This window comes from Luteibacter sp. P1_D3 (assembly GCF_056406135.1).
Genome location: NZ_JBFUAT010000020.1, coordinates 1 through 24,082, shown reverse-complemented (window position 1 = coordinate 24,082; position 24,082 = coordinate 1). Strand labels below are relative to the sequence as shown.

At 65.1% G+C, this 24,082-nt stretch carries 27 protein-coding genes; 14 read left to right on the top strand and 13 right to left on the bottom strand.

The window, feature by feature from the left end; genetic code table 11:
• Nucleotides 1–50: 50 nt before the first annotated feature.
• A complete protein-coding gene (locus AC1DYM_RS13665; RefSeq protein WP_046980651.1) occupies nucleotides 51–248 on the bottom strand; it encodes a CPXCG motif-containing cysteine-rich protein in 198 nt (65 codons plus the stop codon).
• Between the two features lie 89 nt (nucleotides 249–337).
• On the opposite strand from AC1DYM_RS13665, the gene AC1DYM_RS13660 reads away from it, so the two are divergent.
• From AC1DYM_RS13660 to msrB, 4 genes are all read left to right on the top strand, one after another.
• Nucleotides 338–1,057 (top strand): HAD family hydrolase, encoded by a 720-nt coding sequence (locus AC1DYM_RS13660; RefSeq protein ID WP_477339163.1) that lies wholly within the window; start codon nucleotides 338–340, stop codon nucleotides 1,055–1,057.
• A gap of 198 nt (nucleotides 1,058–1,255) precedes the next feature.
• Complete coding sequence (locus AC1DYM_RS13655; protein ID WP_477339161.1) at nucleotides 1,256–2,203, top strand: YihY/virulence factor BrkB family protein; 948 nt, start codon at nucleotides 1,256–1,258, stop codon at nucleotides 2,201–2,203.
• On the top strand, nucleotides 2,200–2,547 hold the full coding sequence (locus AC1DYM_RS13650; protein WP_046969718.1) for a glycine zipper 2TM domain-containing protein: 348 nt from the start codon (nucleotides 2,200–2,202) through the stop codon (nucleotides 2,545–2,547). Before AC1DYM_RS13655 ends, AC1DYM_RS13650 begins: the two co-directional genes overlap by 4 nt.
• 97 nt (nucleotides 2,548–2,644) lie before the next feature.
• Nucleotides 2,645–3,241: a peptide-methionine (R)-S-oxide reductase MsrB gene (gene msrB / locus AC1DYM_RS13645; RefSeq protein ID WP_477339159.1), complete on the top strand. Its 597-nt coding sequence runs from the start codon at nucleotides 2,645–2,647 to the stop codon at nucleotides 3,239–3,241.
• A 104-nt stretch (nucleotides 3,242–3,345) separates the two neighbouring features.
• On the opposite strand, the gene AC1DYM_RS13640 is transcribed toward msrB, so the two are convergent.
• Together AC1DYM_RS13640 and AC1DYM_RS13635 are read right to left on the bottom strand one after the other, a co-directional pair.
• The gene (locus AC1DYM_RS13640; RefSeq protein ID WP_477339157.1) at nucleotides 3,346–5,685 is read right to left on the bottom strand and encodes a S9 family peptidase; all 2,340 of its coding nucleotides are present in this window, start codon (nucleotides 5,683–5,685) and stop codon (nucleotides 3,346–3,348) included.
• 120 nt (nucleotides 5,686–5,805) lie between these two features.
• Complete coding sequence (locus AC1DYM_RS13635; RefSeq protein WP_477339155.1) at nucleotides 5,806–6,621, bottom strand: SDR family NAD(P)-dependent oxidoreductase; 816 nt, start codon at nucleotides 6,619–6,621, stop codon at nucleotides 5,806–5,808.
• Between the two features lie 170 nt (nucleotides 6,622–6,791).
• Between AC1DYM_RS13635 and AC1DYM_RS13630 the strand changes: the two genes are divergently transcribed.
• A complete protein-coding gene (locus AC1DYM_RS13630) occupies nucleotides 6,792–7,250 on the top strand; it encodes a PA2169 family four-helix-bundle protein (protein ID WP_046980384.1) in 459 nt (152 codons plus the stop codon).
• A gap of 96 nt (nucleotides 7,251–7,346) precedes the next feature.
• On the opposite strand, the gene AC1DYM_RS13625 is transcribed toward AC1DYM_RS13630, so the two are convergent.
• The 5 genes from AC1DYM_RS13625 to AC1DYM_RS13605 all read right to left on the bottom strand — a co-directional run bounded on the left by AC1DYM_RS13625 (nucleotide 7,347) and on the right by AC1DYM_RS13605 (nucleotide 11,907).
• The gene (locus tag AC1DYM_RS13625; protein ID WP_477339153.1) at nucleotides 7,347–7,880 is read right to left on the bottom strand and encodes a hypothetical protein; all 534 of its coding nucleotides are present in this window, start codon (nucleotides 7,878–7,880) and stop codon (nucleotides 7,347–7,349) included.
• A 60-nt stretch (nucleotides 7,881–7,940) separates the two neighbouring features.
• A complete protein-coding gene (locus AC1DYM_RS13620) occupies nucleotides 7,941–8,714 on the bottom strand; it encodes a YdcF family protein (RefSeq protein ID WP_477339151.1) in 774 nt (257 codons plus the stop codon).
• A gap of 134 nt (nucleotides 8,715–8,848) precedes the next feature.
• Nucleotides 8,849–9,247 (bottom strand): response regulator transcription factor, encoded by a 399-nt coding sequence (locus tag AC1DYM_RS13615; RefSeq protein ID WP_477339149.1) that lies wholly within the window; start codon nucleotides 9,245–9,247, stop codon nucleotides 8,849–8,851.
• A 78-nt stretch (nucleotides 9,248–9,325) separates the two neighbouring features.
• A complete protein-coding gene (locus AC1DYM_RS13610) occupies nucleotides 9,326–9,946 on the bottom strand; it encodes a response regulator transcription factor (RefSeq protein ID WP_477339147.1) in 621 nt (206 codons plus the stop codon).
• Between the two features lie 17 nt (nucleotides 9,947–9,963).
• Nucleotides 9,964–11,907 (bottom strand): PAS domain-containing sensor histidine kinase, encoded by a 1,944-nt coding sequence (locus AC1DYM_RS13605; protein WP_477339146.1) that lies wholly within the window; start codon nucleotides 11,905–11,907, stop codon nucleotides 9,964–9,966.
• Between the two features lie 254 nt (nucleotides 11,908–12,161).
• Here AC1DYM_RS13605 and AC1DYM_RS13600 point away from each other — a divergent pair, with 254 nt between their 5' ends.
• On the top strand, nucleotides 12,162–12,758 hold the full coding sequence (locus tag AC1DYM_RS13600; RefSeq protein WP_477339144.1) for a helix-turn-helix transcriptional regulator: 597 nt from the start codon (nucleotides 12,162–12,164) through the stop codon (nucleotides 12,756–12,758).
• A gap of 3 nt (nucleotides 12,759–12,761) precedes the next feature.
• Here the strand turns inward: AC1DYM_RS13600 and wrbA are convergent, their stop codons facing one another.
• Nucleotides 12,762–13,361 (bottom strand): NAD(P)H:quinone oxidoreductase, encoded by a 600-nt coding sequence (wrbA, locus tag AC1DYM_RS13595; RefSeq protein ID WP_477339142.1) that lies wholly within the window; start codon nucleotides 13,359–13,361, stop codon nucleotides 12,762–12,764.
• A 103-nt stretch (nucleotides 13,362–13,464) separates the two neighbouring features.
• Between wrbA and AC1DYM_RS13590 the strand changes: the two genes are divergently transcribed.
• The 3 genes from AC1DYM_RS13590 to AC1DYM_RS13580 all read left to right on the top strand — a co-directional run bounded on the left by AC1DYM_RS13590 (nucleotide 13,465) and on the right by AC1DYM_RS13580 (nucleotide 15,118).
• A complete protein-coding gene (locus tag AC1DYM_RS13590; protein ID WP_477339140.1) occupies nucleotides 13,465–13,737 on the top strand; it encodes a hypothetical protein in 273 nt (90 codons plus the stop codon).
• Nucleotides 13,738–13,875: 138 nt separating this feature from the next.
• Complete coding sequence (locus tag AC1DYM_RS13585) at nucleotides 13,876–14,901, top strand: hypothetical protein (RefSeq protein WP_477339138.1); 1,026 nt, start codon at nucleotides 13,876–13,878, stop codon at nucleotides 14,899–14,901.
• Nucleotides 14,902–14,944: 43 nt separating this feature from the next.
• Nucleotides 14,945–15,118, top strand: a complete 174-nt coding sequence (locus AC1DYM_RS13580; protein WP_477339136.1) for a hypothetical protein — start codon at nucleotides 14,945–14,947, stop codon at nucleotides 15,116–15,118.
• Here AC1DYM_RS13580 and AC1DYM_RS13575 read toward each other — a convergent pair whose 3' ends face one another.
• Complete coding sequence (locus AC1DYM_RS13575; RefSeq protein WP_477339134.1) at nucleotides 15,119–16,684, bottom strand: alpha-amylase family glycosyl hydrolase; 1,566 nt, start codon at nucleotides 16,682–16,684, stop codon at nucleotides 15,119–15,121.
• Nucleotides 16,685–16,801: 117 nt separating this feature from the next.
• On the opposite strand from AC1DYM_RS13575, the gene AC1DYM_RS13570 reads away from it, so the two are divergent.
• From AC1DYM_RS13570 to AC1DYM_RS13560, 3 genes are all read left to right on the top strand, one after another.
• A complete protein-coding gene (locus AC1DYM_RS13570; protein WP_477339132.1) occupies nucleotides 16,802–18,457 on the top strand; it encodes an alpha-amylase family protein in 1,656 nt (551 codons plus the stop codon).
• 92 nt (nucleotides 18,458–18,549) lie between these two features.
• Nucleotides 18,550–19,317 (top strand): helix-turn-helix transcriptional regulator, encoded by a 768-nt coding sequence (locus AC1DYM_RS13565; protein ID WP_477339131.1) that lies wholly within the window; start codon nucleotides 18,550–18,552, stop codon nucleotides 19,315–19,317.
• 132 nt (nucleotides 19,318–19,449) lie between these two features.
• On the top strand, nucleotides 19,450–19,902 hold the full coding sequence (locus AC1DYM_RS13560) for a MarR family winged helix-turn-helix transcriptional regulator (protein WP_477339129.1): 453 nt from the start codon (nucleotides 19,450–19,452) through the stop codon (nucleotides 19,900–19,902).
• On the opposite strand, the gene rhtC is transcribed toward AC1DYM_RS13560, so the two are convergent.
• The gene (gene rhtC, locus AC1DYM_RS13555) at nucleotides 19,899–20,528 is read right to left on the bottom strand and encodes a threonine export protein RhtC (RefSeq protein WP_477339127.1); all 630 of its coding nucleotides are present in this window, start codon (nucleotides 20,526–20,528) and stop codon (nucleotides 19,899–19,901) included. The two genes, AC1DYM_RS13560 and rhtC, sit on opposite strands and share 4 nt — an antisense overlap.
• A 147-nt stretch (nucleotides 20,529–20,675) precedes the next feature.
• Here rhtC and AC1DYM_RS13550 point away from each other — a divergent pair, with 147 nt between their 5' ends.
• Together AC1DYM_RS13550 and AC1DYM_RS13545 are read left to right on the top strand one after the other, a co-directional pair.
• The gene (locus AC1DYM_RS13550; RefSeq protein WP_477339125.1) at nucleotides 20,676–21,980 is read left to right on the top strand and encodes a NupC/NupG family nucleoside CNT transporter; all 1,305 of its coding nucleotides are present in this window, start codon (nucleotides 20,676–20,678) and stop codon (nucleotides 21,978–21,980) included.
• A gap of 3 nt (nucleotides 21,981–21,983) precedes the next feature.
• A complete protein-coding gene (locus AC1DYM_RS13545) occupies nucleotides 21,984–22,832 on the top strand; it encodes a PfkB family carbohydrate kinase (RefSeq protein ID WP_477339123.1) in 849 nt (282 codons plus the stop codon).
• Between the two features lies 1 nt (nucleotide 22,833).
• On the opposite strand, the gene AC1DYM_RS13540 is transcribed toward AC1DYM_RS13545, so the two are convergent.
• Both AC1DYM_RS13540 and AC1DYM_RS13535 read right to left on the bottom strand, forming a co-directional pair.
• On the bottom strand, nucleotides 22,834–23,613 hold the full coding sequence (locus AC1DYM_RS13540) for a glutaminyl-peptide cyclotransferase (RefSeq protein WP_477339121.1): 780 nt from the start codon (nucleotides 23,611–23,613) through the stop codon (nucleotides 22,834–22,836).
• A 229-nt stretch (nucleotides 23,614–23,842) separates the two neighbouring features.
• On the bottom strand, nucleotides 23,843–24,082 hold a 240-nt coding region (locus AC1DYM_RS13535), incomplete at its 5' end, for a hypothetical protein (protein ID WP_477339119.1).

Genomic DNA, 24,082 nt, shown 5'->3' with positions numbered 1-24,082 from the left:
CGGGCAGTGTCCTCATTCGCCGATGAATCGGCTCCTACAGGGAGCCTCGTTCAACCATCATTCTCCGCGGACGCCGTCAGGTCGAATGAATCGTCCCCTTCGTCGACGATCAGCCGCATCACGATCGGCCGGCAGCACACCTGGCAATCCTCGATATACGTCTGGCTGCCACCCGAGGTATCGACGGCAACCTCGATGGTCTCGCCGCAGTAGGGGCAGGCGATGTCGGTGAATTCGTAGCCGGGCATGTCAGTTAGAGCTCTGAGTAGGAGCCGATTCATCGGCGATGGGTGCTCGCGCTATCCTACCCCACCGCTTGAACACGGATCTTGTACCCATGATCGACCTGGTCGGCTTCGACGGTGACGACACGCTCTGGCACAGCCAGGAGTTCTACGACCGGGCGCAGGACGTTTTCGAGGCCATCCTCGGACGCTACATCGATCTGGAGCGTGATGGCCTGCGCGACGCCCTGCTCAACACCGAACGCGCCAACATCAAGCTCTTCGGCTACGGCGCCAAGGGCATGACGCTGTCGATGATCGAATCGGCCATCGAACTGACCGAGGGCCGTGTCGAGGCCCAGGACATCCACCGCATCGTGCGCCTGGGTAAGGACGTCCTCGCCCATCCGGTGGAGTTGCTGCCGGGCATCCGCGAAGCCGTCGAGGCTGTCGCACGCGAGCATCGCGTGGTGCTGATCACCAAGGGCGACCTCTTCCATCAGGAATACAAGGTCGCCCGCTGCGGCCTCGCCGACGTGTTCCACCGCATCGAGATCGTCTCGGAGAAGGATCCCGCCGCGTACGCCCGGTTGTTCCGCGAGTTCGACGTCACGCCCGACCGTTTCGCCATGGTCGGCAATTCGCTGCGCTCCGACATCGCACCCGTGGTGGAACTCGGCGGTTGGGGCGTGTACATGCCCTACCACAGCACCTGGTCGTACGAGACGGACACCGATTTCGCCGTGAACGAGCGGGTGATCGAGGTGAAGGGCGCTGAGGGCATCCCGGCTGCCATCGACCGCATGCACACACTGGGCTCCCGCCCCTTGTAGGAGCCGATTCATCTGTGGGAGCCGATTTATCGGCGATAGGGTGCTTGCCGAACCTTGGCCCGCTGCCGCGGGATCGCCGCTGAAGCGGCTCCCACAATCGCCGATGAATCGGCTCCTACCTTGGAAAGCGTTGCTCCACGCCAGCTTCGCGCGCGGCCGGCGATCCTGCCGTTGCCAGAGAACCAGGGAGATCGACTCGTGCATTCAAGGCTCAAACTGGGCATCACCGTCGTCCGCACCACCGCCCAGGGCTTCAGCGACGACGAGCTGATGACCCGTGCCGCTGCCCTGGCCTTCTACTCGGCCTTGTCGTTCGCACCGCTGCTGGTCCTGCTGCTCTGGGTGGTGGCCTCGCTCCGCCCTGAATGGCAGGCGCAGCTGATAGATAGCCTCAACGGCCTGGTCGGCGAGCGGGCCTCAGAAGCCGTGCGCCTGGTCATCGAGAACGCGAAGCAAAAGCCCAGCGTCGGCAGCATGGCGGGGGTGATCGGCCTGGGCGTGACCCTGATCGGTGCCTCGGCCGTCTTCGCCCAGCTCCAGGGCGCCCTGAATCGTGTCTGGAGCCTGCAGCCACGCCCGGGCAAGGCCACCCACGCGATCCTGGGCTGGCTGCGCGCCCGCCTCCATGCGCTCGGCCTGCTGCTCTCGCTGGCCTTCCTGCTCGTCATCTCGTTCTCGGCCAGCGCCATGATCGCCGTCTTCGTCCGGGGCGGCACCACCGGCTGGAACATCCTCGAGATGGTGATCTCGTTCGGGGTGTTCGTGCTGATCTTCGGCGCCATCTACAAGGTGCTGCCGGACGCCGTGATCGAGTGGCGCGACGCCATGATCGGCGCCAGCCTCACTGCCCTGCTCTTCGCTATCGGCAAGTTCGCCATCGGCATCTACCTGGAACGCAGCAATGTCGGCGGCCCGTATGGCCCGGCCGGGGGCGTCGTGGTGTTGCTGGTCTGGGTCTACTACTCGGCGCTCATCCTGCTGCTCGGCGCCGAGTTGACCGAGGCCGTTGCCGAGGCCCGAGGGACGCCAATTAAACCGCGGCCATACGCGATGTCGACCAAATACCCGGACAGGCCGCCTGTTGACCCACCCGTCACGGCGGCGGCGGTATCCCTGAAGGCCACCGAAAAGGAGGACCTGCCATGAAGACCCATCTGCTCGCCGCTGCGGCGTTCGTACTTGCCACCGGCGCTGCCGTGACGGCCCCGACGGCTCAGGCCCAGTCGCACCGCAGTCAGCACCAAGTGTGCCGCGATGTCGAGACCAAGCAGATCAACTCTAGCGACGACCATCGGGTGGCCGGCACGGCCATTGGCGCGGTCGCTGGCGGTCTGCTCGGCAACCAGGTCGGCCATGGCAAGGGCAAGACGGTCGCCACCGTAGGCGGCGCGGTCGCCGGCGGCGTGGTCGGCAACCAGGTCCAGAAAGCCCACCAGAACAACAACGCCACCTATGAGACGCACCGCGAGTGCCACTGGGTCGACGATTGATCGATGAACGACTGAGGCCGCTGTAAGGCTTCCCCCGAAACCCCGGTCTCTGATGGAAGGGCGCGATCTCGCGCCCTTCCCTGCTTACGGAGGCTCCATGCGCAGCACCGATCCCGACCGCCGCCGCTTCCTGGGTGTCTTCGCCGCGACCGCGGTCGCGTCGATCTCCCTGCCCTTCATCCTCCGCGGCATACGGCCCGCCATGGCCGCCGACGCCCCGAAGCCGGTCAAGACCGGCAACGTCACCCTGGATGAGTTCGGCGCCAATAAGAAGCTGATTGATACCCGCTCCCTGCCTCGCGTGGTCATGACCGAGGAACAGTGGAAAGAGAAGCTCAGCACGCAGTCCTATTACGTCACGCGCGAGGCGGGCACCGAGGCGCCGTACAGCGGCGGCGAGGTTTACAAGACCCACGCCAGCGGACTGTACCGCTGCATTTGCTGCGATACCGCGCTGTACGACTCGGCAACGAAATTCGAATCGGGCACAGGATGGCCGAGCTTCTACCAGGCGATTTCAAAGCGGAACGTCGCGGAGGTCGTGGATCGCAGCCTGATCGAAGAACGCACGGAAGTGCGTTGCGCGCGCTGCGATGCGCACCTGGGTCACGTCTTCGATGACGGTCCTGACCCGACCGGATTGCGGTACTGCATGAACGCTGTGGCGATGCGGTTCGTTGCGTACGCTGCGTAGTCGCTAGCACCCATCGCCGATGAATCGGCTCCTACCGTTCTCGGGCGAAAAAAAGGCCCCGCTTCGCAGCGGGGCCTTTGTATTTCAACAACCGACAGGATCGATCAACCGCCCGGCGGCGTCATCGGCGTGAGCTGGTATTCCTTCGGCGGGGTGCCGCCGGCGAGGTTGCGTACGAAGTAATCCCAGCGGCGACGCGTCATGTACGTGGTCGCTGCGCCGTAGCCGTGGTGGGCGTTCGGGATCAGCACCAGGTCGAAGTCCTTGTTCGCCTTGATCAGCGCGTCGACGACGAGCAGGGACTCGTACGGCGGCACGTTATCGTCGAAGGTGCCGTGGGCGATCATCAGGTGGCCCTTGAGGCCGTCGGCCCACTTCTGGTTGGCCTGGTCGTCGTAGTTGGACTTGCCGTCCTTGTCCGTGACCAGCAGGCCCTGCCACTTCTCGGCCCAGTCGTCTTCGTAGTTGCGGTTGTCGTGGTTGCCCGACTCCGAGATACCGACCTTGAACGTGTCCGCGTAGCGGAACATCGCCGTCGCCGTGGCGTTGCCGCCGCCGGAGTGACCCCAGATACCGACCTTGTCGGCGTCGAGCCAGCTGTACTTCTTCGTCAGCTCCTTCACGGCCGCGACCTGGTCGGGCAGCGTGTTGTCGCCGATGTTCTGGAAGTAGGCATCGTGGAACGCCTTGGAGCGAAGCGGCGTGCCCATGCCATCGACCGCGATCACCACGAAGCCCAGCTCGGCCAGCGCCTGGTTGTCACCGTGCGACGGGATGAAGCTGCGCGTACGCACCGAGCCGACCTGCGGACCCGGATAGATGTAGACGATGAGCGGGTACTTCTTCGACGGATCGAACGTCGTCGGCTTGAACATCTGGCCGTAGAGGTCGGTCTTGCCGTCACGCGCCTTCACCGTGAACGCGGTAGGCGGGATCCAGCCCGTCGCCTTCAGACGGGAGATGTCGGCCTTCGCGATTTCCTTCACCGTCGCGCCGGTATCGGCACGACGAACGACGGAAACCGGTGGCGTATCGATGGTCGAGTACGCGTCGAAGAAATACGTGCCGTCCTTCGACATCGAGACCGTATGGTCCATCTTCTCCGGGGTAAGCAGGGTCAGGCCCTTGCCGTCGAAGCCGACCTTGTAGAACGACTGGTAATACGGATCGACGCCCTTCTCGCGACCGACGCCGCGGAACCAGATCGTCTTGGTCTTCGCATCGATATGCAGCACCTGGGTGACGTTCCAGTCGCCGCTGGTGATCTGGTGCTCGAGCTTGCCGGTCTTCAGGCTATACATGTAGAGATGGCCCCAGTTGCTCCGCTCGGAGAACCAGATCACCTCGTCGGTCTCGGGCACGTACTGCCAGTTGACCATCTCGTTGCCGCTTTCGAAGTACGTCTTCGCTTTCTCGCCGAAGACTTCGCGCACGTCACCCGTTTCCGGGTTCGCCACGCGGAACCATTCCTGCTTGTGATCGCGCGAGGTCGAGACGAAGGCGATGCTCTTGCCATCGGCGGACCAGCGCACGTCGTCCCACAGGCCCGGGCTGCACGACACGTCGTCGCAGATCGTCGAGCGATGCTGGTCGGCCGGCATCTTGAAACGCACGGTCTTCTTCGTCGGCACGTCGATGACGACGCGCTCGATCATGGTCACGTCCTTGTCGCCCGGCAGCGGGTACTTCCAGGTCTCGACCTTGGGGTGACCGACATTCGTGCTGACCAGGGTCATTTCACCGGTCTTGCGCTGGTCCTGCTGGAACGTGGCGAACTTCGACGAATCCGGCGACCAGACGCCGATGGCCTCGTCGGTGTGCTTCCAGCCGGCGTTGTCGGTGGCGTAGCCATAGTCCTGGACGCCGTTGGTGGTCAGCTGCGTTTCCGCCCCCGTGGCCACGTCGCGCACCCAGAGGTTCCAGTCGCGGACGAAGGCTTCGGACTTGCCGTCCGGCGAAGCGAGACCCGGCTCTTCGCCGTAAGCCTTGCCGTTGGCGTCTTTCTTCGCGGCGGCCAGCTCGCACTTGCTCGCCGCGCTGTCGCAGAGGTAATGCTTGCCGTGAGAGGTGAGGTCCAGGCTGCCGTCCGGGCGGACGACAAAGGCGGTCACCGGCAGCTTGGCCGCATCGACCTTCTTGCCCGTCGCGGTCGCCAGCGCCGTGGCGACCTTGTCGCGATCGAAGGCGCGCGTGGCCTGGCCGGTCGAGGCGTCGACCGTGATGAACTGGTCGCCGTCCTTGTCGTGGTCGCGATACCAGAAATGGGAATCGTCGATCCAGGTGACCTTTGCGACCGAATGGTCCACCAGGGGCGCCGTGTTGGTGACCAGGAACGAGTCCGCGCGGCGGTAATCGTCGGTGGTGACGGTCTGGGCCGAGGCGTTAGCCCCGATCAGGCCGAGGAGGACAGCGCCGGAAAGCGCCGCATTGCGTGAAATCGACATCGATGGTCCCCGTGACGGCAGGGCGGCGCGGAAAGCGCCGCAAACCGGACGAGGCTAGCCCCCGGCGCGTCCCGGGGCCTATGCCAGAGGTCACGGGTGGGGCCTCCAGGCCCCTCAGGCTCAGCCGGCATGGGGGCCGGAGCGGTAGCGCTTGCCCTGGCGCTCGATCATCTTGAGCGCCAGGCCATCCGGCAGGAGCTTGAACATGGCCTTGATCGCCTGGTTCACCCGGCCATTCACATACACCGCCTTGCCGGCCTCCACCGCATCCATGCCCTGCCTTGCCACGGTGGGCGCGTCCATCCACATGAAGCCGGGCATCTTCGAGACGAGATCGCGCGAGCCGGTGACGTCGTGGAATTCGGAGTAGGTGAAACCTGGGCACACGGCCGTCGTGTGTACGCCGCTGGCCTTGCCCTCCAGCGCCAGCGATTGCGAGAACTTGATCAGGTAGGCCTTTGACGCCGCGTAGAGCGTGTGACCGGCCGAGCCCGGCACGTGGCCGGCCAGCGAGGCGACGTTGACGATGCGACCGTAGCCACGCGCCTTCATGCCGGGAATCAGGCGATAAGCCAGCTCGGTGGGCGCCGTCATCAACACCTGGATGAACGCGGCATGCGTGGCCCAGGGCTGCTCTTCGAGGTACCCGGTGACACCGTAGCCAGCGTTATTGATCAACACGTCGATCGCCAGTCCCTGTGCTTCGAGTGCGCCGACAAGGGCTTCGGGACCGTCGGAGCGTGAAAGATCGAGCGGCGCGACGATGGCTTCGATGCCATGGCGATCGCGCAGCTCCGTCGCGAGCGCCTCGAGACGGTCCGCGCGGCGCGCGGTGAGAACGAGGTCGTGGCCACGGCGGGCCAGTTCGCGGGCGAACGCTTCGCCGATGCCGGCGGAAGCGCCCGTGACGAGGGCGCGACGACGATTCGATGCCATGAACGGTATTCCGTGTGTGTCGTGAACGTCGAGTATGCACCGCGCGAGCATGAACGGTATCCGCGTGTGTTGATGTGCGCGACGCTTATTTCACGAATCCGTGTACCCCTGCGCAGCGAAGCTTGGCGTCCCCGAACGACTCAACGCGAGTCACCCAAGGAGCCACCACCATGACCAGCACCGACCACGACATCAAGGTTCTCAACGGCCTCATCGAGACCACGATCGACAGCGCCGAAGGCTATGGCGAAGCGGCGAAGGACGCTGACAACACCCGCTATGCTGCATCGTTCCAGAGCCGTGCTGCCGAGCGTCGCCAGGTCGCCCAGCGCCTGCAGCAGCAGGTCAGCTCGCTCGGCGGCACGCCGGAAGACGACGGCACCGTTCTCGCCAAGGCGCACCGCATGTTCGTCGAGCTGCGCGCCAAGATGAGCTCGAAGGACGATACGGCCATCGTCGACGAAGTCGAGCGTGGCGAAGACCACATCAAGGCGAAGTACGAAGACGCCCTCAAGGACACCGACGTCACCGCCGGCACGCGCTCGCTGATCAACGAGGCTTACGTCTCGGTGAAGAGCGGCCACGACCAGATGCGCGATCTCAAGCACGCGCTGCACGGTACGCACTAAAACGCCGTGGCGGCCCTTCGGGGCCGCTTTGGCTCCCTAGCGCAAAAGAAAAGGCGAGACTGGAAAGTCTCGCCTTTTCTTTTGCAAAGATCCCGCTTAGTTGCCGGGCGCGTCTTCGTTCATCAGAGCGTTGATCTGCGACTTGTGCGATTCGTAGAAGGCCACGTTCTTCTGGTTCACCTTCGACTGGTCCACGTAGGCCGCCATCTGCGGATTGTTCTTCGCTTCCGAGGCGATCGCCGCATTGGTCACGGCCAGGTTGGCCAGCAGGAACTCACGCGGCGTGAAACCGTATTTCTTGATCAGCGGCTCGATGCGCGGATCGGCGGCGGTGATCTGCGCGGCGAGGTCGTCGAGCGAATGGATCTTCGAGAAATCGGTCTTGGCGTCCTTCGGCTTGATGCCGTCCTTTTTCGCTTCCTGCGACACCTTGACGATGCGGTTGAAGACGTCGTCGTTGAGGTTGTAGTTCTGGATGGCCTGCTTGTCCGCGGCAGGAATCTGCGAGGCCGGGTTGGCGGCCGGTGCGGACTGGTCCGCTGGGGCGGCCTGCTGGGCGAACACGGCGGCCGGGGCGACGGCAGCGGTAGCGGTAGCGAGCAGTGCGGCAAGGATGTAACGAGACTTCACGGGCATCTCCTGGGGTTCGCTGTCCGTGTTGGACGGTGAGGCAGCATAAAGCGCCAATTGTTACGTATGTGTCTGCGCGGTCACGCTTTCTTCAGGAATCTTCGGTACATTCCAGCCCATGGCGTTATAGAAGTGGTACCGGGCGATGCCCACGTATTCGTGAATGGCGAAGTCCGCATACGAGAGATTGTCCGAGCCCGGCAACCAGTCGTAGCGCGCGGTGACGTAATCGCCGCGCACCGGTTCGCCGTGGATGGCGAAGTGCGCGAAGTACAGGACCGCCCGCTTCAGGTGCACCGCGGACGACACCAGCACCACCTTGTCGGCGCCGTAGCTCATCAGCAAGGGCTTGGTGAACTGCGCATTCTGGAAGGTGTTCATGCTCTGCGCTTCGAGGAGCATGTCCGCGCGCGGCACACCGAGCCGATCCAGCGAAATCGCGTACACATCCGCCTCGGCCTGCTTGAGCTTCATGGCATCGCCACCGCTCACTTCCACCTTGCAGTCGCCGCCCGTGGCCTTACACGAACGATAGAGTTCGGCGGCGCGCAGGATGCGCCCGTTGGCGTACAAGCTGGGTTCGATCGCTCCCGCGCCGCTGCGCACGGTGCCCGCACCGAGCAGGATGATGACGTTGCGCTGGCCCCAGTGTGCGACGTCCGGTGCGAAGCCGGACTGCAGATTACCCAGCAGCATGCCGGTGAGCGGACCGCACCCGGCGAAGAACAGCCAGGCGATGGCGATAACGAGCCACGCCGAGCCGGCCCGTGGTCGACGGGTCCAGAGCAGCACGAGGGCGACGAGAACCAGAAGGAGGAACAGGATGAGTGTCATGCCGCGGAGCGTAACCGCCGGACACCGCTTTGTGTAGGAGCCGATGCATCGGCGAATGGGTGCTTGCCATGACCTGGCCCGCTACCGCGGGATCGCCGATGAATCGGCTCCTACAAAGGCAGGACAAGGCAGCCCTAGTTGTGGGAGCGGGACAGGGCTCGCTCCAGGCACGTCACCAGGGTATCCCCCTGGAACGGTTTGCCGAGGTAGCAGAAGGCGCCGGCGGCCATGACGCTCTCGCGCACGGCATCGTCGAGGAAACCGGAGACGAAGACGATGGGATAGGTGCGCCCGCGCTCGATCAGGCGGCGCTGAAGATCGGTGCCGTCGATACCTGGCATGTGGACATCGGTGACGAGGCAATCGATCCCCTCGTCGCTACCGGGGCGGAGGAAGTCTTCAGCGGAAGCAAAGCCTCGCACCTCATGTCCCAGCGATCGCACGAGGCTGGCGGTCGCCTGCCGGACCGCTTCGTCGTCGTCAACGATCGCCACAATCCTGTTCGCGGCCAAGCTGTCGTCCTCATCCAGCACTATCGTGCCGGCCTACAGTGCGCCCCCTGCCCCGCGATGGGAATCATAMGGAGGTGTGCGGTCGGTGACCCCTTGGGGTCACGGATGGGCGGCGAGGGCCTCGGCCTGGCGGACCAGCTCAGCGAGCGAACGGGCCGCCATCTTGCGCATGACGTTGCCGCGATGGATCTTCACGGTGATCTCGGACAGGCCCAACAGGCCGCCCACCTGCTTGTTCATCAACCCGGCCGTGACGTGGTGCATGACCTCGCGCTCCCGCGGGGTGAGCGAGGCATAGGCCAGGCGCAGCGCACCGATCGCGTCGGCATCGCGCCGCCCGACCGCGTCACGCTCGATCGCCATGCTCACCGCGTCGAGCATGTCCTGGTCGCGGAACGGTTTGGACAGGAAGTCGAGCGCGCCCGCCTTCATGGCCCGCACCGACATGGGAATGTCACCGTGCCCGGTCATGAAGACGATCGGCAGGGGGTTGTCCATCGCCGCCAGCTGGGCCTGGAAATCCAGCCCGTTGACCCCGGGCAGGCGCACGTCCAGGACGAGGCAACCGGGTGCATTGGCATTGTCGCGGGCCAGGAAATCGGCGGCGCTGCCAAAGGCGGCCACATTGAGGCCCACCGAACGAAACAGGGAGTCGAGGGCTTCGCGAACGGCGGCATCGTCGTCGACGATGCAGACGACGGGTGCCAAAGGCGGAGTCATCGGGGGAGGCATCCGGGTCACGCGCCAGCCTCCTCGGCTACCGTGACCGGCAGCGTAAAGTGAAAAGTCGCCCCGCTTTCGGGGCGGTTCGTCGCCCAAAGGCGCCCGCCATGAGATTCCACGGTGGAGCGGCAAATGGCAAGACCCATGCCCATGCCGCCGCCCCGTGTCGTCACGAAGGCGTCGAACAGATGGACGGCGATGTCCTCGGGGATGCCGGTACCACTGTCTTCGACCTCGACCAGGATGCCCTCTTCGCCATCGGGCCTGGCGCGTAGAACGAGCGTGCGCGATCCGGGCACGCAGGACATCGCGCGAATCGCATTGGCCATCAGGTTCAGCACCACCTGCTGCAATTGCACGCGATCGCCGCGGGGCGAGGGCGCTTCGGGGGCGATGTCGACACTCAGCATGATGTGATGCTGGGCCAGCTCGCCTTCGAGCAGCAGCGCGCATTCGGCAACCAGGGCCGCCAGGTCGAAGCGGACGTGCTGCCTTGGTTCCTTGCTGGCCAGACTGCGCACGCGGTGGACCACCTCGCTCGCCCGTCGCGCATCGCGCACCACGCGCTCGATCGCGTCGCAGGCCTCATGCAGGTCCGGCACCGGGCGGCGCAGCCAGCGCAGGCTGGCTTCGCCGTGGGTCACGATGGCGGCCAGCGGCTGGTTCACTTCGTGGGCGATCGACGCGCTCATCTCGCCCAGTGCCGTGATGCGGGCAGCTTGGGCCAGCTCCGACTGGACGGCCATCAGGGCGCGTTCGGCACGCTTGCGGTCGGTGATGTCGACCACGCTGACTAGGACGCGGTCGAAGCGTGTCGGCCCGAGCGGCATGTTCAGCGCGAACAGCACGGTGAGCCGCTCGCCCTTGAGGTTGGTGAGATGGGTCTCGCCCTCCGCCACGCCGCCGCCCTGCGCGATGGTCAGGATCACCCGGCTGAAGGTGGTGTCCGTGGCAGGCAGGAAACGATCCAGCGGGCCGATCAGGTCCTCGCGGGCGCGGGCACCCAGCATGCGCACGGTGGCGTCGTTGACGTCGGTGACCAGGGCCAGGGCACAGCATTCGCGGACGAAGGCGGGGTGGGCCTGAAGGTAAGCGGCCAGGTCGGTCACGCCCTCCTCGCGCAAGATGGCGATACGGGCCATGACAAGGGTCCAGTCTTCCTCCCAGAAGGAAAAACGGGCCTTCTCGAACATGCTGCGGTACCGGCGCTCGCTCTCGCCGAGGGCCGCATCGGCGGCGCGGCGTGCCGTCACGTCGGTGCCGGCCTCGAGGATCACCCGCGCCTTGCCGCGATCGTCACGCAACAGCGCGCAACGGGCGGCAACGATCACGAGGCGACCATCGCGGTGACGCTGGGACACCTCGCCTTCCCAGCGCCCGGTGCTGAACAGCGCGGCGTCCACGCAGGTGTGATGACCGGGCAGCGCGGTGCCGAGCAGGTCCGTGGCGCGATGCCCCATGGCTTCGCTCGCCGTCCAGCCGTAGAGCTGCTCGGCGCCGGTGTTCCACAGAACGATGACATCGTCCATGTCGCGCACGAAAATCGAGTCGTGCGTGAGTTCGATCAGGCGGGCCTGGCCGGCGATGGTCGCCATGCGATCACGCGCACGCAGCGACAGGACCGCGGTGATCGCGATCGCGGAGAGGCTGACCAGGCAGCGCAGCATGGCCGCGTCCAGTTCCGGCCACCCGTGGCCCAGGACGAAGGACACGATGGTCAGGCCCATGCAACCGAAGGCGGCACCACCGATGGCGCGGCGGCTGCCGCTGGCCGCCACCAGCAGCACCACGACCAGGTACACCACGGCCACGGCGCCCTGAAGCGCGGTGAAGGTATCGACCAGGAAAACGGCGAGCGAAAGCAGGCCTCCCGCGGCCATCAGCAGGCCAGCCACGGCCCGGCGTGGCCCGATGAAGGAGCCGCCGGCAGTGGCTTGCAAGGGTCGGTAAGGTGGCATCGCTTTGACTCGGCCCGTTCGTCTTGTGCAGATTCGGCCTGAAGCGTGTCCGAATGACGTCAGACCGTCTTGCACGCCGGTGATGGTTTTTGACCGTTACGGCACGACAGCTACAAGATATTCGCAGAACAGCAGGTTTAACCCTTTGGTATGAGCTTTACAGTCCCTTTGTAGAATTCAGTACACCCCCGCATCGCGGCTAGGCTGCAACCGTGGGCAGACCGCCCACGCCCGTTGCCGTGGAGCTCACGCTGATGCGATACGAAACCCATACGTTCGCCGGGACCGGTGGTGCACGCACCGCCGAGGCCATGCATGCCCTTGCGCCCTTCGCCATCGAAGCCCCCGCCGCCGAGCAGGAACCGACCGTCGCCCGCCTGCTCGAGCAGGCCCTGACCGCGGTCGAGACCGACCTGGCCACCACCCGCGCGTGTGTCGCCCGGGTCGCCGCCCTGCTGGACCGCGAAGAAAGTCACACGGAAACCGCTGCGTCGGCGCGTCGCCGCGTCGGTGCCGGCCTCGCTCCGTGGCAGGCACGCCGGGTCGCCAGCCATGTCGAGGAAAACCTTGGCTTCGCGATCACCATCGACCACCTGGCCACGATCGCCGGGCTGTCCAGCAGCTATTTCTGTCGCGCCTTCAAGGACACGTTCGGCGATCCGCCGCATGCGTACATCATGCGTCGCCGCGTCGAGCGGGCGCAGACCCTGATGCTGCAGACCCGCGAACCGCTCAGCCAGATCGCCCTCGCCTGCGGCCTCTCGGACCAGGCCCATCTGTGCAACCTGTTCCGCCGCCTGGTCGGACAGAGCCCGAGCCATTGGCGGCGTTCGCAGTGGCAGGAAGCGTAATCGCTAACCGAACAGCTTCGTGGCGACCTCGGCAATGTGCTTGCCCTGGAAGCGCGCGCCAGCGAGTTCGTTTTCGCTGACCTGGCGGGAACCGTCGCTCGCGGCGATGGTCGTAGCTCCGTAAGGCGAACCACCGGTCACTTCGTCCAGTTTCATCTGACCCTGGAAACTGTAGGGCAGGCCTACCGGGATCAGACCCAGATGGAACAGGTTGGTAATGATCGAGAACAGGGTCGTTTCCTGACCACCGTGCTGCGTCGCCGTCGACGCGAAGGCGCCGCCGACCTTGCCGTTGAGCGCGCCACGTGCCCACAGCGGGCCGGTCTGGTCGAGGAAGCTGGCCATCTGCGAGGTCATGCGGCCGTAGCGGGTACCGGTGCCGATAATGATCGCGTCGTAGGATTCCAGTTCGTCGACGCGCGCGATCGGAGCAGCCTGATCGAGTTTGTAATGTGAGCTTTTTGCAACATCGTCGGGAACGGTTTCGGGCACGCGCTTGATGTCGACATGCGCACCGGCGTCGCGCGCACCTTCAGCCACGGCGTTGGCCATTTTTTCGATGTGGCCATAAGCCGAGTAGTAGAGAACGAGGACTTTTGCCATTGGGATAGCTCCTGCACGAAAGCATCGGGAAGGGATAGATAGGCACGCTGGTCGTCGAGAGCGCGTGTGAGCGATGGTTCGGCGCCGCAACGAGGTTATGGGTATGTCGTACGCACAGATTGTCGATATCCGTTCCGCCGCCGATAGTCCGGCGCGGAAATCCCACGCCTGGCAGGTGCTGCGCGAGGCCGCGCGCGTCGAACCGGACGAAGCCCGCCGCATCGCCTGGTACCGGGACGATCCCATCGAGCACCTGGACCTGCAGACCGCCGAAGTCCTGGTCGAGTCCGGCCGCTACGAGGAAGTGCTGGCCTTCCTGCGCGGCGTGAAAGTAGACCTAGGCCTGGAGGTCGCCGCCGGCTTCGTCGCGTTCTGAGCCCGCCCCGCTCTCGGTAGGAGCCGATTCATCGGCGATAGGGTGCTCGCCAAAACCTGTCCCTCTGCCGCGGGTTCGCCGATAAATCGGCTCCTACCAGTTAGAGTGAGGTCCAATCAGGGAAGCCGGGAACCCGACGTGTCGATCGAAGAAGCGCTCAACGCCGAACGCAACGAACGCCTCACCGCCGAGCGTGCCTACGAGCTTTACTGGGCCGATCTGCTCAACCCGACACCCCGGTTCACCTGCATCGGCCACGATTGCACCGCGCCGCTCATCTGCGCCTGCCTCGACAAACCCGAGCAAAACCTTCGCATCCGGCCCTATTTCCGCTCGCGCCGCATCGAAGACCATGCGGCGACCTGCGAGATCGCCCACGGCAAGGGCGAGACGAAAGCGGAAAAGCGGCCGGACGTCTTCGAAGCCGAACGGCCTGCCGATCACTTCCGCTCGCTACCGGCGGGGTCGAAGCCCGACGCTGCGGCCCCCGATGCCTTGTGGGAGCCGCTTCAGCGGCGATCCCGCGGCAGCGGGCCAGGTTTTGGCGAGCACCCTATCGCCGATGAATCGGCTCCTACGAGGGCTGGGTCCGGTGCCGATGCCCGTGCTGGCATGGGGACCGCGCCAGGGGCCGGGCTGCGGGCGCGATCGAGGCACTACTACCGTCTCTCGTCGTTGGTGCAGAAGTTTCTCGAGCATCGTCGTGACAAGGACCTGGCCGAGGCGCTCGTGGAGATCGGCGGGGAAACCAGCACCTACGAAGCGCTATTCCGCAATGTCTATCGGCAAAAAGCCGCCGACCAGCTCAACACGCGGGCCATCTGGTGGGGCACGGCGTCCCTCCGGGCGACGAAGGAAGGCGGTTATTACCTGCGGTTCTCGCGCCCTTTCCGCCATGACGACATCGAACTGAAGCCGACGATCACGCTCACCGCGAAAGAGATCGACGCCTATCCCGTGCGCAAGCTGTTGCGCGCACGCCTCGACAAGATCATCGCGGAAGCGGACGGCTACTGTGTCGTCTTCGTCTGGGCCAAGCCCTGGATGCCGAAGGATGCCGAGAAGCCCTTCGTGCGTTTCTACGTCAACAACCTCGACCATATCGACGTCCGTGGGCCGGAGATCCTCGAGGAACTGAAGAACACATCGCGCATCGGCGATTGAGCCTTGACCGCGCCGACACATCCCGAGCACGAGCATTCTCCCCATGCCCCGTAAACGCCGCCGCCTACCCTTCGTTCGCCATCCCCGCGATGCGTCCCACGAATACGACGATGCCAGCTACGACGGCGGCGCGACCGGTGGCCCTTACCTGCGTCACATCGTGACGGGCGTGGTGATCCTGATCGTCGTAATCGCTATCCTTCGCTGGATACTCTGATCAGGCCCGATAGATCCGCGCCTCTCCCGCGCGAAGCAGCGCCAGTGAGTGGCCGACCACCGTCGACAGCACCAGCGTTCCCGGGCAAGGCACGGGCAGCTTGTGCTCGGTATCGGTGAAGTTGAGCGCGACGACGTAACGCTCGTCGCCGTCGCTGCGCTCGTACACCATCACCGCGTCATCGACGGCCAGGAGCCGGAAGCGGCCGACACTGAGGGCGCGACTGTCACGACGCAGGCGAAGCAGCGTCTTGTAGAGCGTCAGCAGGGACGCATGATCTTCCGCCTCGCTGGCGACATTGCAGGTGGCAAGGTGATCGCCGATCGGCAACCACGGGATACCACGCGTGAACCCGGCGCCTTCGCGAGGAAACCAGCGCATCGGCGTGCGCTGCGGATCGCGACCGAGACCCTTGCCGGGCTCGTTGAGCTCGAAGGGATCACGCACCTGACCCGCGGCGATCGCACCATCGTGCATGCCGATCTCGTCGCCGTAATACATCGTCGGCGTGCCGCGCAGGGTCAGCAACAGCACGGCGGCAACCCGGGCCTGCAGGCCACCCACCCGCGAGGCGATGCGCGGTTTGTCGTGATTGCCCAGCACCCAGTTGGGCCAGCCACCCTGCGGCAACGCCGCCTCGTAGCGTTCGATCAGGCTGGCGATGTAACGCGCCTCCCAGGGCGCACCGATCAGCAGGAAATTGAATGGCAGGTTCGCCCCGTCGAGGTGCTCCCCGTAATAAGCGACGATCCGCTCCAGTGGCAGGTAAAGCTCGCCGATCAACACGCGCTCGGGGAACTCGTCGATCACCTCGCGCATGGCGGTAACGACGCCGAGCACCTCCGGCAAGTCGGCCGTGTGGACGGGCAGGAAGCGATTCGCCTCGGAGTCGATGCCGTCGCGGTAGGCCGGATTGACCGGGTTGTTGCGAAACTGCGCGTCCTTCATGACGTGGTAGAGCACGTCCACGCGGAAACCATCCACACCGCGACGGAGCCAGAAGCGCATGGCGTCGTACATCGCTTCGCGGACGACGGGATTGCGCCAGTTGAGGTCGGGCTGCTTGTCGAGGAAGAGGTGCAGGTAGTACTGGCCCGTTACCGGGTCGAAGGCCCAGGCGCTACCACCGAAATTGGATAGCCAGTTGTTCGGCGGACCACCACCCGGTGCGGGATCGCGCCATAGATACCAGTCGCGGAAAGCGCTGTCGCGCGAGCGCCGGCTTTCGCGAAACCAGGGATGTTGGTCCGAGGTGTGGTTCGGCACGAAGTCGAGGATGATCTTCAAGCCGAGGGCATGGGCATCGGCGATCAGCCCGTCCATGCTCTCGATGTCGCCGAACAAGGGATCGATACCCCGGTAGTCGCTGACGTCGTAGCCGAAATCGGCCATCGGCGAGGGAAAGACCGGCGAGATCCACAACGCGCGGATGCCCAGCTCGGCCAGGTAGCCGAGTTTGGCGCGGATGCCTTCGAGATCCCCGATGCCGTCACCGTTGGCGTCGGCGAAAGAGCGGGGGTAGATCTGGTAGATGACGCCGTCTTGCCACCACAGCGGTTGTGTCATGCCCGTACCTTTCGAACCTGTGCGCGTCCCGGTACAGAAGCAGGGCAGATGTGTAGGGAACGCCTTCACGCGCTACCTCGTAGGCTCTTGCTCCACCCTCGTGCACCGGCTGCCGTCATGATCAACGACCTCTGGTACAAGAACGCGATCATCTACTGCCTGTCCGTCGGCAGTTTCCAGGACTCCAACGGCGACGGCATCGGCGATTTCCAGGGACTCGGTCGCCGGCTCGACTACCTGCAGGGCCTGGGTGTGACCGCGGTCTGGCTCATGCCCTTCCAGACCTCGCCCTGCAAGGACGGCGGCTACGACATCAGCGACTACTACAACGTGGATCCCCGCTACGGCACGCTTGGCGACTTCGTCGAGTTCACCCACGCAGCACATCAACGTGGCATGCGCGTGCTGATCGACCTGGTGGTGAACCACACCTCGGACCAGCACCCCTGGTTCCGCGAAGCCTGTCGCGATCCCAGCTCGAAGTACCGCGACTGGTACGTGTGGTCGAAGACGCGGCCAGCCAATGCAAACGAAGGCATGGTGTTTCCCGGCGTGCAGAAAAGCACCTGGAATTACCAGAAAAAGGCCAAGGCCTGGTACTTCCACCGGTTCTACGATTTCCAGCCCGATCTCGACACCTCCAATCCGTATGTGCAGGCCGAGATCCTCAAGATCATGGGCTTCTGGACACAGTTGGGTGTCTCCGGCTTCCGCATGGACGCCGTGCCCTTCGTCATCTCGACCAAGGGTGCCGATGTCAAGAAGCCGAAGGAACAGTTCGACATGCTGCGCTCATTCCGCGAGTTGCTGCAGTGGCGACAAGGCGACGCGATCATCCTGGGCGAAGCGAACGTCCTGCCGAAGGACGACCTGGAGTACTTCGGTGACGACGGTGACCGGCTCCAGATGATGTTCAACTTCCAGGTGAACCAGAATCTCTTCTATGCCCTGGCCGCGGCCGACGTACGTCCTCTGGTCGGCGCGCTGGAGAAGACCAAGCCGCGACCGGCCACCGCGCAGTGGGCGATGTTCCTGCGCAACCACGACGAGCTCGATCTGGGCCGGTTGACCCCGCGCCAGCGCGAACGGGTCTTTGCCGAATTTGGTCCCGACAAGGACATGCAGCTCTACGACCGCGGCATCCGCCGGCGCCTTGCGCCCATGCTGCGCAACGATCGTCGCCGCCTCGAGCTGGCCTACAGCCTCATGCTGACACTGCCGGGGACGCCGGTGATCCGCTACGGCGACGAGATCGGCATGGGGGACGACCTCTCCTTGCCCGAGCGCGAGTGCGCACGCACGCCCATGCAGTGGTCCACCGAGCGCCTGGCCGGGTTCACCGACGCGAAGCGCGCCGTCAGCAAGGTCATCGCGGAGGGCCCCTTCGGCTTTGCCCACGTCAACGTGGCCGAGCAACGTCGTGATCCCGGCTCCCTCCTCAACTGGATGGAACGGGTCATCCGCATGCGCAAGGAAATCCTCGAGGTCTCCTGGGGCGACTTCGAGGTGCTGCCACTCGACGACAACGCCATCCTGATGCTGCGCTACACCTGGCGGGGGAACTCGGTCCTCTTCTTGCACAATCTTTCCGATGCGCCGTGCGAGGCGGTCTTCACGCTGGCCGGGAAACTGGTCAACCTTTTGTCGGACGATCACAGCGAGCCGGAAGGCCGGAGCACGCACCGGATCCTGCTGGAGCCGTATGGCTACCGCTGGTTCCGCGAGGGTGGCCTGGGCTACATCCTCACGCGGAAAGAAGTCGACGGGGTGTGACACAAACGTGACATACCCCATTAGGGGGTAGGCGCCGATCCTTGCGTGCGCAATGCTTCGATCCACATCCGATTTCCCATGAGGATCGGCCCATGTATCGCGCCGAAGCAGCCTGTATCGCCACGTCAACGCATACGGCCACGGTCATCGTCGACCTGGCGCAGCGTTCTGCCGCCCTGGATCGCGGTGACGGACCGAAAGGACGACATAGCCTGCTCCAGGAGCTGCGCCAGCGCGACGAAGTCACCGAGATCCTGCTCGATGCCGTCGACGGACTCGAGGACGAACTACTCCTGGTCTACCGGGCCACGCGCGCGGCGGACGAAGGCACGGGAGCGATCCTGTTCCGGCGCCAGCATCCGGCCGGGAGCGGAGCCGCTCATCCGCCGGCCGTGCATACCCTGGCCCAGGTGCTCTTCGACACGCTACGCACCGAGGTGCCGAATACCCCGTTGCTCGCCCATGTCGCGCTTGCCCTCCGCGCCATCCTGCCGTGTACCTCGGGCCGCGACGATCCCGGCGCCCCGCGCGGTGGACTTGCCGGCTGGCAGGAACGTCGTGCGATCGCCTATATGGAAGAGCGGCTCGACCAGTCGTTCCCGGTCTCCGACGTGGCCGACGCCTGCGGCCTCTCGGTCAACCACTTCTCGCGGGCGTTCCGCCGCAGCATCGGCAAGCCGCCGCACCGCTGGCTGCTCGACCGACGCATCCAGCGCGCCCAGGACATGCTTCGCATCAACCACCTCTCACTGGCGGATATCGCGCTGGCCTGCGGCTTTGCCGAGCAGAGCCACTTCACCCGGGTATTCACCCGCACGGTCGGCATGCCGCCCGGGGCGTGGCGTCGTTCCGCCGACTGAATTCCACAAACGCGGGCCGGAAACGCCAAACGATTGTGCTTTCAGTCAATCCATCATTCCATCCGCTGCGTATCCTTGACCCGACATCACGCGGCAGGAAATCCCCCGTATGACCGCGGCACCGGCAGGCTCATGAGCGGCGACGACGAAGACAACAGTGGCACTGCGCTCGACCTTGGCCGCGACCTCATGCTGGCCGGCTCGCGATTGCGCGATGCGGTCGGCCGCCGCGCCCAGCGCGAGTTCGGCATCACGGCCCTGCAGAGCGACATGCTCCTGCTGCTGGCCACGCGCGGCAGCATGATTTCCACCGAACTGGCCTCCGCCTGCGGCGTCAACGCCAGCACGGTGACGCATGCGGTGGATGCCGGCATCGAGCGAGGACTGATGCGCCGCGTGCGCAACGAGGCGGATCGCCGCCTGGTCGACATCGGCCTGACCGTGGCCGGCAAGCGCATGGCCGAGCGCGTTCGCGCCCTGGTCGCCGACCTCGCACGCAGCGCACTCGAAGGCCTGGGCACACCGGACCTGGCTGTCCTCGCGGAAAGCCTCGCCCAGGTGACGAAGAACCTCGAGAAAGACTAGGCCGCGCGGCGGCCGAAGATCAGGTACAGACCGAACAGCGAGAAGATCGCCCCTGCCCCGCCATCGATCCAACGGCTGGCCCGGACATAGCCGCGGCGCATGGCCGGCAAGGCGAAGATGCCTGCCACCACGGCGAACCAGAGCATCGCCTCCACGGTGATCATCGCCCACAGGCCCCAGCGCGCGCCCGCAGTCATCTCGTCGCCGACGAAGGCCGAGAAGATGGACGCGAAGTAGATCGCCGCCTTCGGATTGGCCAGGTTGGTCGCCAGGCCGCGGACTAGCGCCTTCCAGGGGCTGGAGCCACGAACATCCACCGTCGGCGCCTCGGCGTCCGGCTTGGCTCGCCAGGCCGCGCGGAGCATCTGGAAACCCATCCAGCAAAGGTAAGCCCCGCCGAGGATGGCGATGCCGCGCTCCAGCCAGGCCAGTCGTTGCAGGAGCACATGCAGGCCGAGCAAGGCCAGGGCGGCCCAGACCGCCACGCCCAGCCCGATGCCGACGACACCGGCCAGGGCCTCGCGCCGCGAACGGCTGGCGGCCAGCTGGGAAACGAAGAAGAAATCGGGCCCCGGCGTGATCAGGGCGACGATATGGACGAGGGCGATGGTCAGGAAGAGGCTCATGGCCCAAGCGTAGCCCAGGCCCGTCGCAACGCCAATTTCGCGGGCGACCTTGCCCGATAAGTCCACCTCCCGTAACCTCCCGTCTTTGCTGAAATTCTCATAAAGCGGTCACGGGGCTACCCCCGGCCTTCATAGGGGTACGTCACGATGCTGGGTCTGCTGGGCCACGTAGGTTTTGGCCTGTTCGGTTTGGCGATGCTTCTCGCCATCGCCTTCTGTTTCTCGAACAACAAGCGTGTGGTCGACTGGAAACTCGTCGCCACCGGTATCGCCCTGCAGATCGGCTTCGCGGCGGTCGTGCTCAAGGTGCCCCTGGGCCGTGACGTCTTCGACGCCATCGCCACCGGCTTCGTGCACCTGCTCGACTACGTCGACGTCGGCTCGCGCTTCATCTTCGGCAGCCTGCTCGACAGCTCCAAGTTCGGCGTGATCTTCGCCGTGAAGGTGCTGCCGACCATCGTGTTCTTCGCCGCCCTCACCGGCGTGCTGTACCACATCGGCGTGATGCAGCAGATCGTCAAGGGCATGGCCTGGGTCATCACCAAGGTGATGCGCGTCTCCGGCGCGGAGACCACCAGCGTCTGCGCCAGCGTATTCATCGGCCAGACCGAAGCACCGCTGACCATCAAGCCCTACATCGAGCGCATGACCCAGGCCGAGCTCATGACCGTCATGATCGGCGGCATGGCGCACATCGCCGGCTCCGTGATGGCCGCCTATGTCGCGATGCTCGGCGGCGACGATCCGGCGCAGCGCATGTTCTATGCGAAGCACCTGCTGACCGCATCCGTCATGGCCGCGCCGGCCACCATGGTGCTGGCCAAGATCCTCGTACCCGAAACGCAGGAGCCGCTGACCCGCGGCACCGTGAAGATCGACGTCGAGAAGACCACCGCCAACGTCATCGACGCCGCTGCCACGGGTGCGGGCGACGGCCTCAAGCTGGCCATGAACGTCGGCGCCATGCTGCTCGCCTTCATCGCGCTCATCGCGCTGGTGAACGGTCCGGTGCAGTGGCTCGGCACGCTCGGTGGCGATCACAGCCTCAATACCTGGCTGACGAACCTCAACGGCCACGAAGTGAAGCTCAGCCTCGAGACGATCTTCGGCTGGGTGCTCTCGCCCATCGCCTGGCTGATCGGCGTGCCCTGGCAGGATGCGACCCTGGTCGGCAGCTTCATCGGCGAGAAGGTGGTGATCAACGAATTCGTCGCCTATGCCGACCTCGCCAAGCACCTCGACCAGCTGCTGCCGCAGAGCCGTCTCATCGCGACGTATGCGCTGTGCGGCTTCGCCAACTTCTCGTCCATCGCGATCCAGATCGGCGGCATCGGCGGCCTCGCCCCGAACCGTCGCGGCGACCTCGCCCGCCTCGGCCTGCGCGCCGTGCTCGGCGGCTCCATCGCCACGTTCATGACGGCGACCATCGCCGGCGTGCTCGAGCAGTTCTGAGGAATGTCCGCCGTACGTCTTATCGTCATCGGCGGTTACAGCGAAGAAGAGCGCTGGCAGACGCCGCAGCTGCCGCGTAACGGCGAGCCCGCCTATGCCGATGCTTTCGAGCGTCGGCCCGGCGGGAAGGCCTTTCATCAGGCGGTGGCGGCCTCGCATGCGGGCGTCGCGGTCGGCCTGATTGCCGCCATTGGCGACGACGTGATCGATCCGTCCGGCCTGCCGCCGTTGGTCGATGCACGCTGGCAGGTGACGACCGGTGTACGTACGGGACGCACGGCGCTGATCGTCGATGCGAAGGGGCAGACGATTTCCGCGCTGTCCTCCGGTGCCAACGCCTTTCTCGAAGCGGACTTCGTCGCCGCGCAGTCGGATCTTTTCGACAGCGCCAAGGTGATGTTGATTTCTGCCGAAGCGAACATCGACACCGTCGCCGCCACGCTGGAGCTGGCCGGTGAGAAGCGCCTGCTGCGCATTCTCGATCCGGGCCCGTTGCCACCGGATCTGTCCGTGCGCGAGTTCGCGAGCACGGATGTCCTGTTGCTCAGCCTGCACGAGTTCGCGCGCTGCTGCGGACGCTTCCTCTCCATCGACGTCACCGCCAGCACGGTGACCGGCATGGACGACACCACGATCAACGCCCTCGCCCGCCGCCTCTGTGCCGGCACCGTCGTCGTCTCGCTCGACAAGACTTGCCTGGTCTCCCACGGCACCGATCGCCACGGCGACTCGGCGGACGTCTACCGCGCCGGCACCTGCGGCCTCGGCGACGCCTTCAAAGGCACCCTGGCCGCCAAACTCGTCGATGCCCCCTGCTTCCGCGATGCCCTCATGGACGCCTGCGAAGCCTAGTTCACTTCCCAACCCTGATCTCATAAACCGACCGCCACCGCTTCCCGGTCACAAACAACCGATCCCGCCCCGCGTCATAAGCGATCCCGTTGAGAACATCATTCTCCGGATCCCCCACCGTCTGCGCCTGCACCAACTTCGTCATGTCGATCCACCCCACGACATGTCCCGTCGCCGGATCGATCTCCGCAATCCGCGCCGTCTGCCAGACGTTCGCGTAAATCTTCCCCTTCACCCACTCCAGCTCATTGATCTGCTGCAACGGCTCGCCGTTCGCCGTGACCGGGATCGACCCGGTTTGTGCAAAGGTCTGCGGATCGAGAATGCGAATAACCGGCGTGCCATCGCTCATGTAGATGTGATTGGCATCGCGCGTCATCGCCCAGCCCTCGCCGGGATAGCGGATCTGGTCGATCAGCTTGAAGCTGGCCTTGTCGTAGATGAAGCCGACACCCTGCTGCCAGGACAGCTGCAGGATGCGCTGGCCTGACGCGATGATGCCCTCACCGAAGTAGCCGGCCGGTGTGTCGCGTCGCTGCACGATCTCGCCCGTCTCCAGCTTCACCTTGCGCACGCCGGCACCGACGAACTCACCGGTGCTCTCGTAAAGGTAGCCGTCTTCGTAGAAGAGGCCCTCGGTGAAAGCGGTGGGATCGTGGGGATAGGTGTGGACGACGCGGTAGGGGTGGACGGGGATGGTGTCGCCGTGGGCGCAGGCGGTGGGGGCGAGCGCGATGGTGAGGCAGGCCCACAGGATATTGCGGGCGACGCGATGGTTCATTGCGAAGGGTCCGGCGTTAGGTGGTGGGCAGTTTAGACGGATCGGGTTGCGGGCCATATCCCGATCATGAGGCTAGCACCCGATCGCCGATGAATCGGCTCCTACAGGGAGCGACCTTCCCGGCTCTTGCGGCGGAGCCGCCTGGACATGAGCTGCGCAGCAGCTACCCGCTTACGCATAAAAAAGCCGCCGGCCCGAAGGCCGGCGGCTAAACACTCATGACGACTTATCAGCCGTTCTTTTTCAACCAGGCATCGACGGCCGGCAGGCGTTGCGTGCGCACCATGTTGCGATAGCGGATGGTGGCCACGGCGGTTTCGGCATCACGACGCGAGGTCGGCGCGATGTTCTTTTCGGCGAAGGCCTGCAGCTTGTCGATCGTCGACAGCTCCAGCGAACCCATCGCAAGGCGCGGGTAGTAACGCGAGGACGAGGTCGAGTCGACGAAGCCGTCGACCTTGTCCTTGTG

Coding starts and splice junctions, on each gene's coding strand:
- AC1DYM_RS13565 (WP_477339131.1), top strand. CDS start 18,550: ATGTATCGCGCCGAAGCAGCCTGTATCGCCACGTCAACGCATACGGCC.
- AC1DYM_RS13590 (WP_477339140.1), top strand. CDS start 13,465: ATGTCGTACGCACAGATTGTCGATATCCGTTCCGCCGCCGATAGTCCG.
- AC1DYM_RS13600 (WP_477339144.1), top strand. CDS start 12,162: ATGCGATACGAAACCCATACGTTCGCCGGGACCGGTGGTGCACGCACC.
- AC1DYM_RS13580 (WP_477339136.1), top strand. CDS start 14,945: ATGCCCCGTAAACGCCGCCGCCTACCCTTCGTTCGCCATCCCCGCGAT.
- AC1DYM_RS13545 (WP_477339123.1), top strand. CDS start 21,984: ATGTCCGCCGTACGTCTTATCGTCATCGGCGGTTACAGCGAAGAAGAG.
- AC1DYM_RS13605 (WP_477339146.1), bottom strand. CDS start 11,907: ATGCCACCTTACCGACCCTTGCAAGCCACTGCCGGCGGCTCCTTCATC.
- wrbA (WP_477339142.1), bottom strand. CDS start 13,361: ATGGCAAAAGTCCTCGTTCTCTACTACTCGGCTTATGGCCACATCGAA.
- AC1DYM_RS13650 (WP_046969718.1), top strand. CDS start 2,200: ATGAAGACCCATCTGCTCGCCGCTGCGGCGTTCGTACTTGCCACCGGC.
- AC1DYM_RS13665 (WP_046980651.1), bottom strand. CDS start 248: ATGCCCGGCTACGAATTCACCGACATCGCCTGCCCCTACTGCGGCGAG.
- AC1DYM_RS13570 (WP_477339132.1), top strand. CDS start 16,802: ATGATCAACGACCTCTGGTACAAGAACGCGATCATCTACTGCCTGTCC.
- AC1DYM_RS13640 (WP_477339157.1), bottom strand. CDS start 5,685: ATGTCGATTTCACGCAATGCGGCGCTTTCCGGCGCTGTCCTCCTCGGC.
- msrB (WP_477339159.1), top strand. CDS start 2,645: ATGCGCAGCACCGATCCCGACCGCCGCCGCTTCCTGGGTGTCTTCGCC.
- rhtC (WP_477339127.1), bottom strand. CDS start 20,528: ATGAGCCTCTTCCTGACCATCGCCCTCGTCCATATCGTCGCCCTGATC.
- AC1DYM_RS13560 (WP_477339129.1), top strand. CDS start 19,450: ATGAGCGGCGACGACGAAGACAACAGTGGCACTGCGCTCGACCTTGGC.
- AC1DYM_RS13620 (WP_477339151.1), bottom strand. CDS start 8,714: ATGACACTCATCCTGTTCCTCCTTCTGGTTCTCGTCGCCCTCGTGCTG.
- AC1DYM_RS13550 (WP_477339125.1), top strand. CDS start 20,676: ATGCTGGGTCTGCTGGGCCACGTAGGTTTTGGCCTGTTCGGTTTGGCG.
- AC1DYM_RS13540 (WP_477339121.1), bottom strand. CDS start 23,613: ATGAACCATCGCGTCGCCCGCAATATCCTGTGGGCCTGCCTCACCATC.
- AC1DYM_RS13610 (WP_477339147.1), bottom strand. CDS start 9,946: ATGACTCCGCCTTTGGCACCCGTCGTCTGCATCGTCGACGACGATGCC.
- AC1DYM_RS13575 (WP_477339134.1), bottom strand. CDS start 16,684: ATGACACAACCGCTGTGGTGGCAAGACGGCGTCATCTACCAGATCTAC.
- AC1DYM_RS13660 (WP_477339163.1), top strand. CDS start 338: ATGATCGACCTGGTCGGCTTCGACGGTGACGACACGCTCTGGCACAGC.
- AC1DYM_RS13630 (WP_046980384.1), top strand. CDS start 6,792: ATGACCAGCACCGACCACGACATCAAGGTTCTCAACGGCCTCATCGAG.
- AC1DYM_RS13635 (WP_477339155.1), bottom strand. CDS start 6,621: ATGGCATCGAATCGTCGTCGCGCCCTCGTCACGGGCGCTTCCGCCGGC.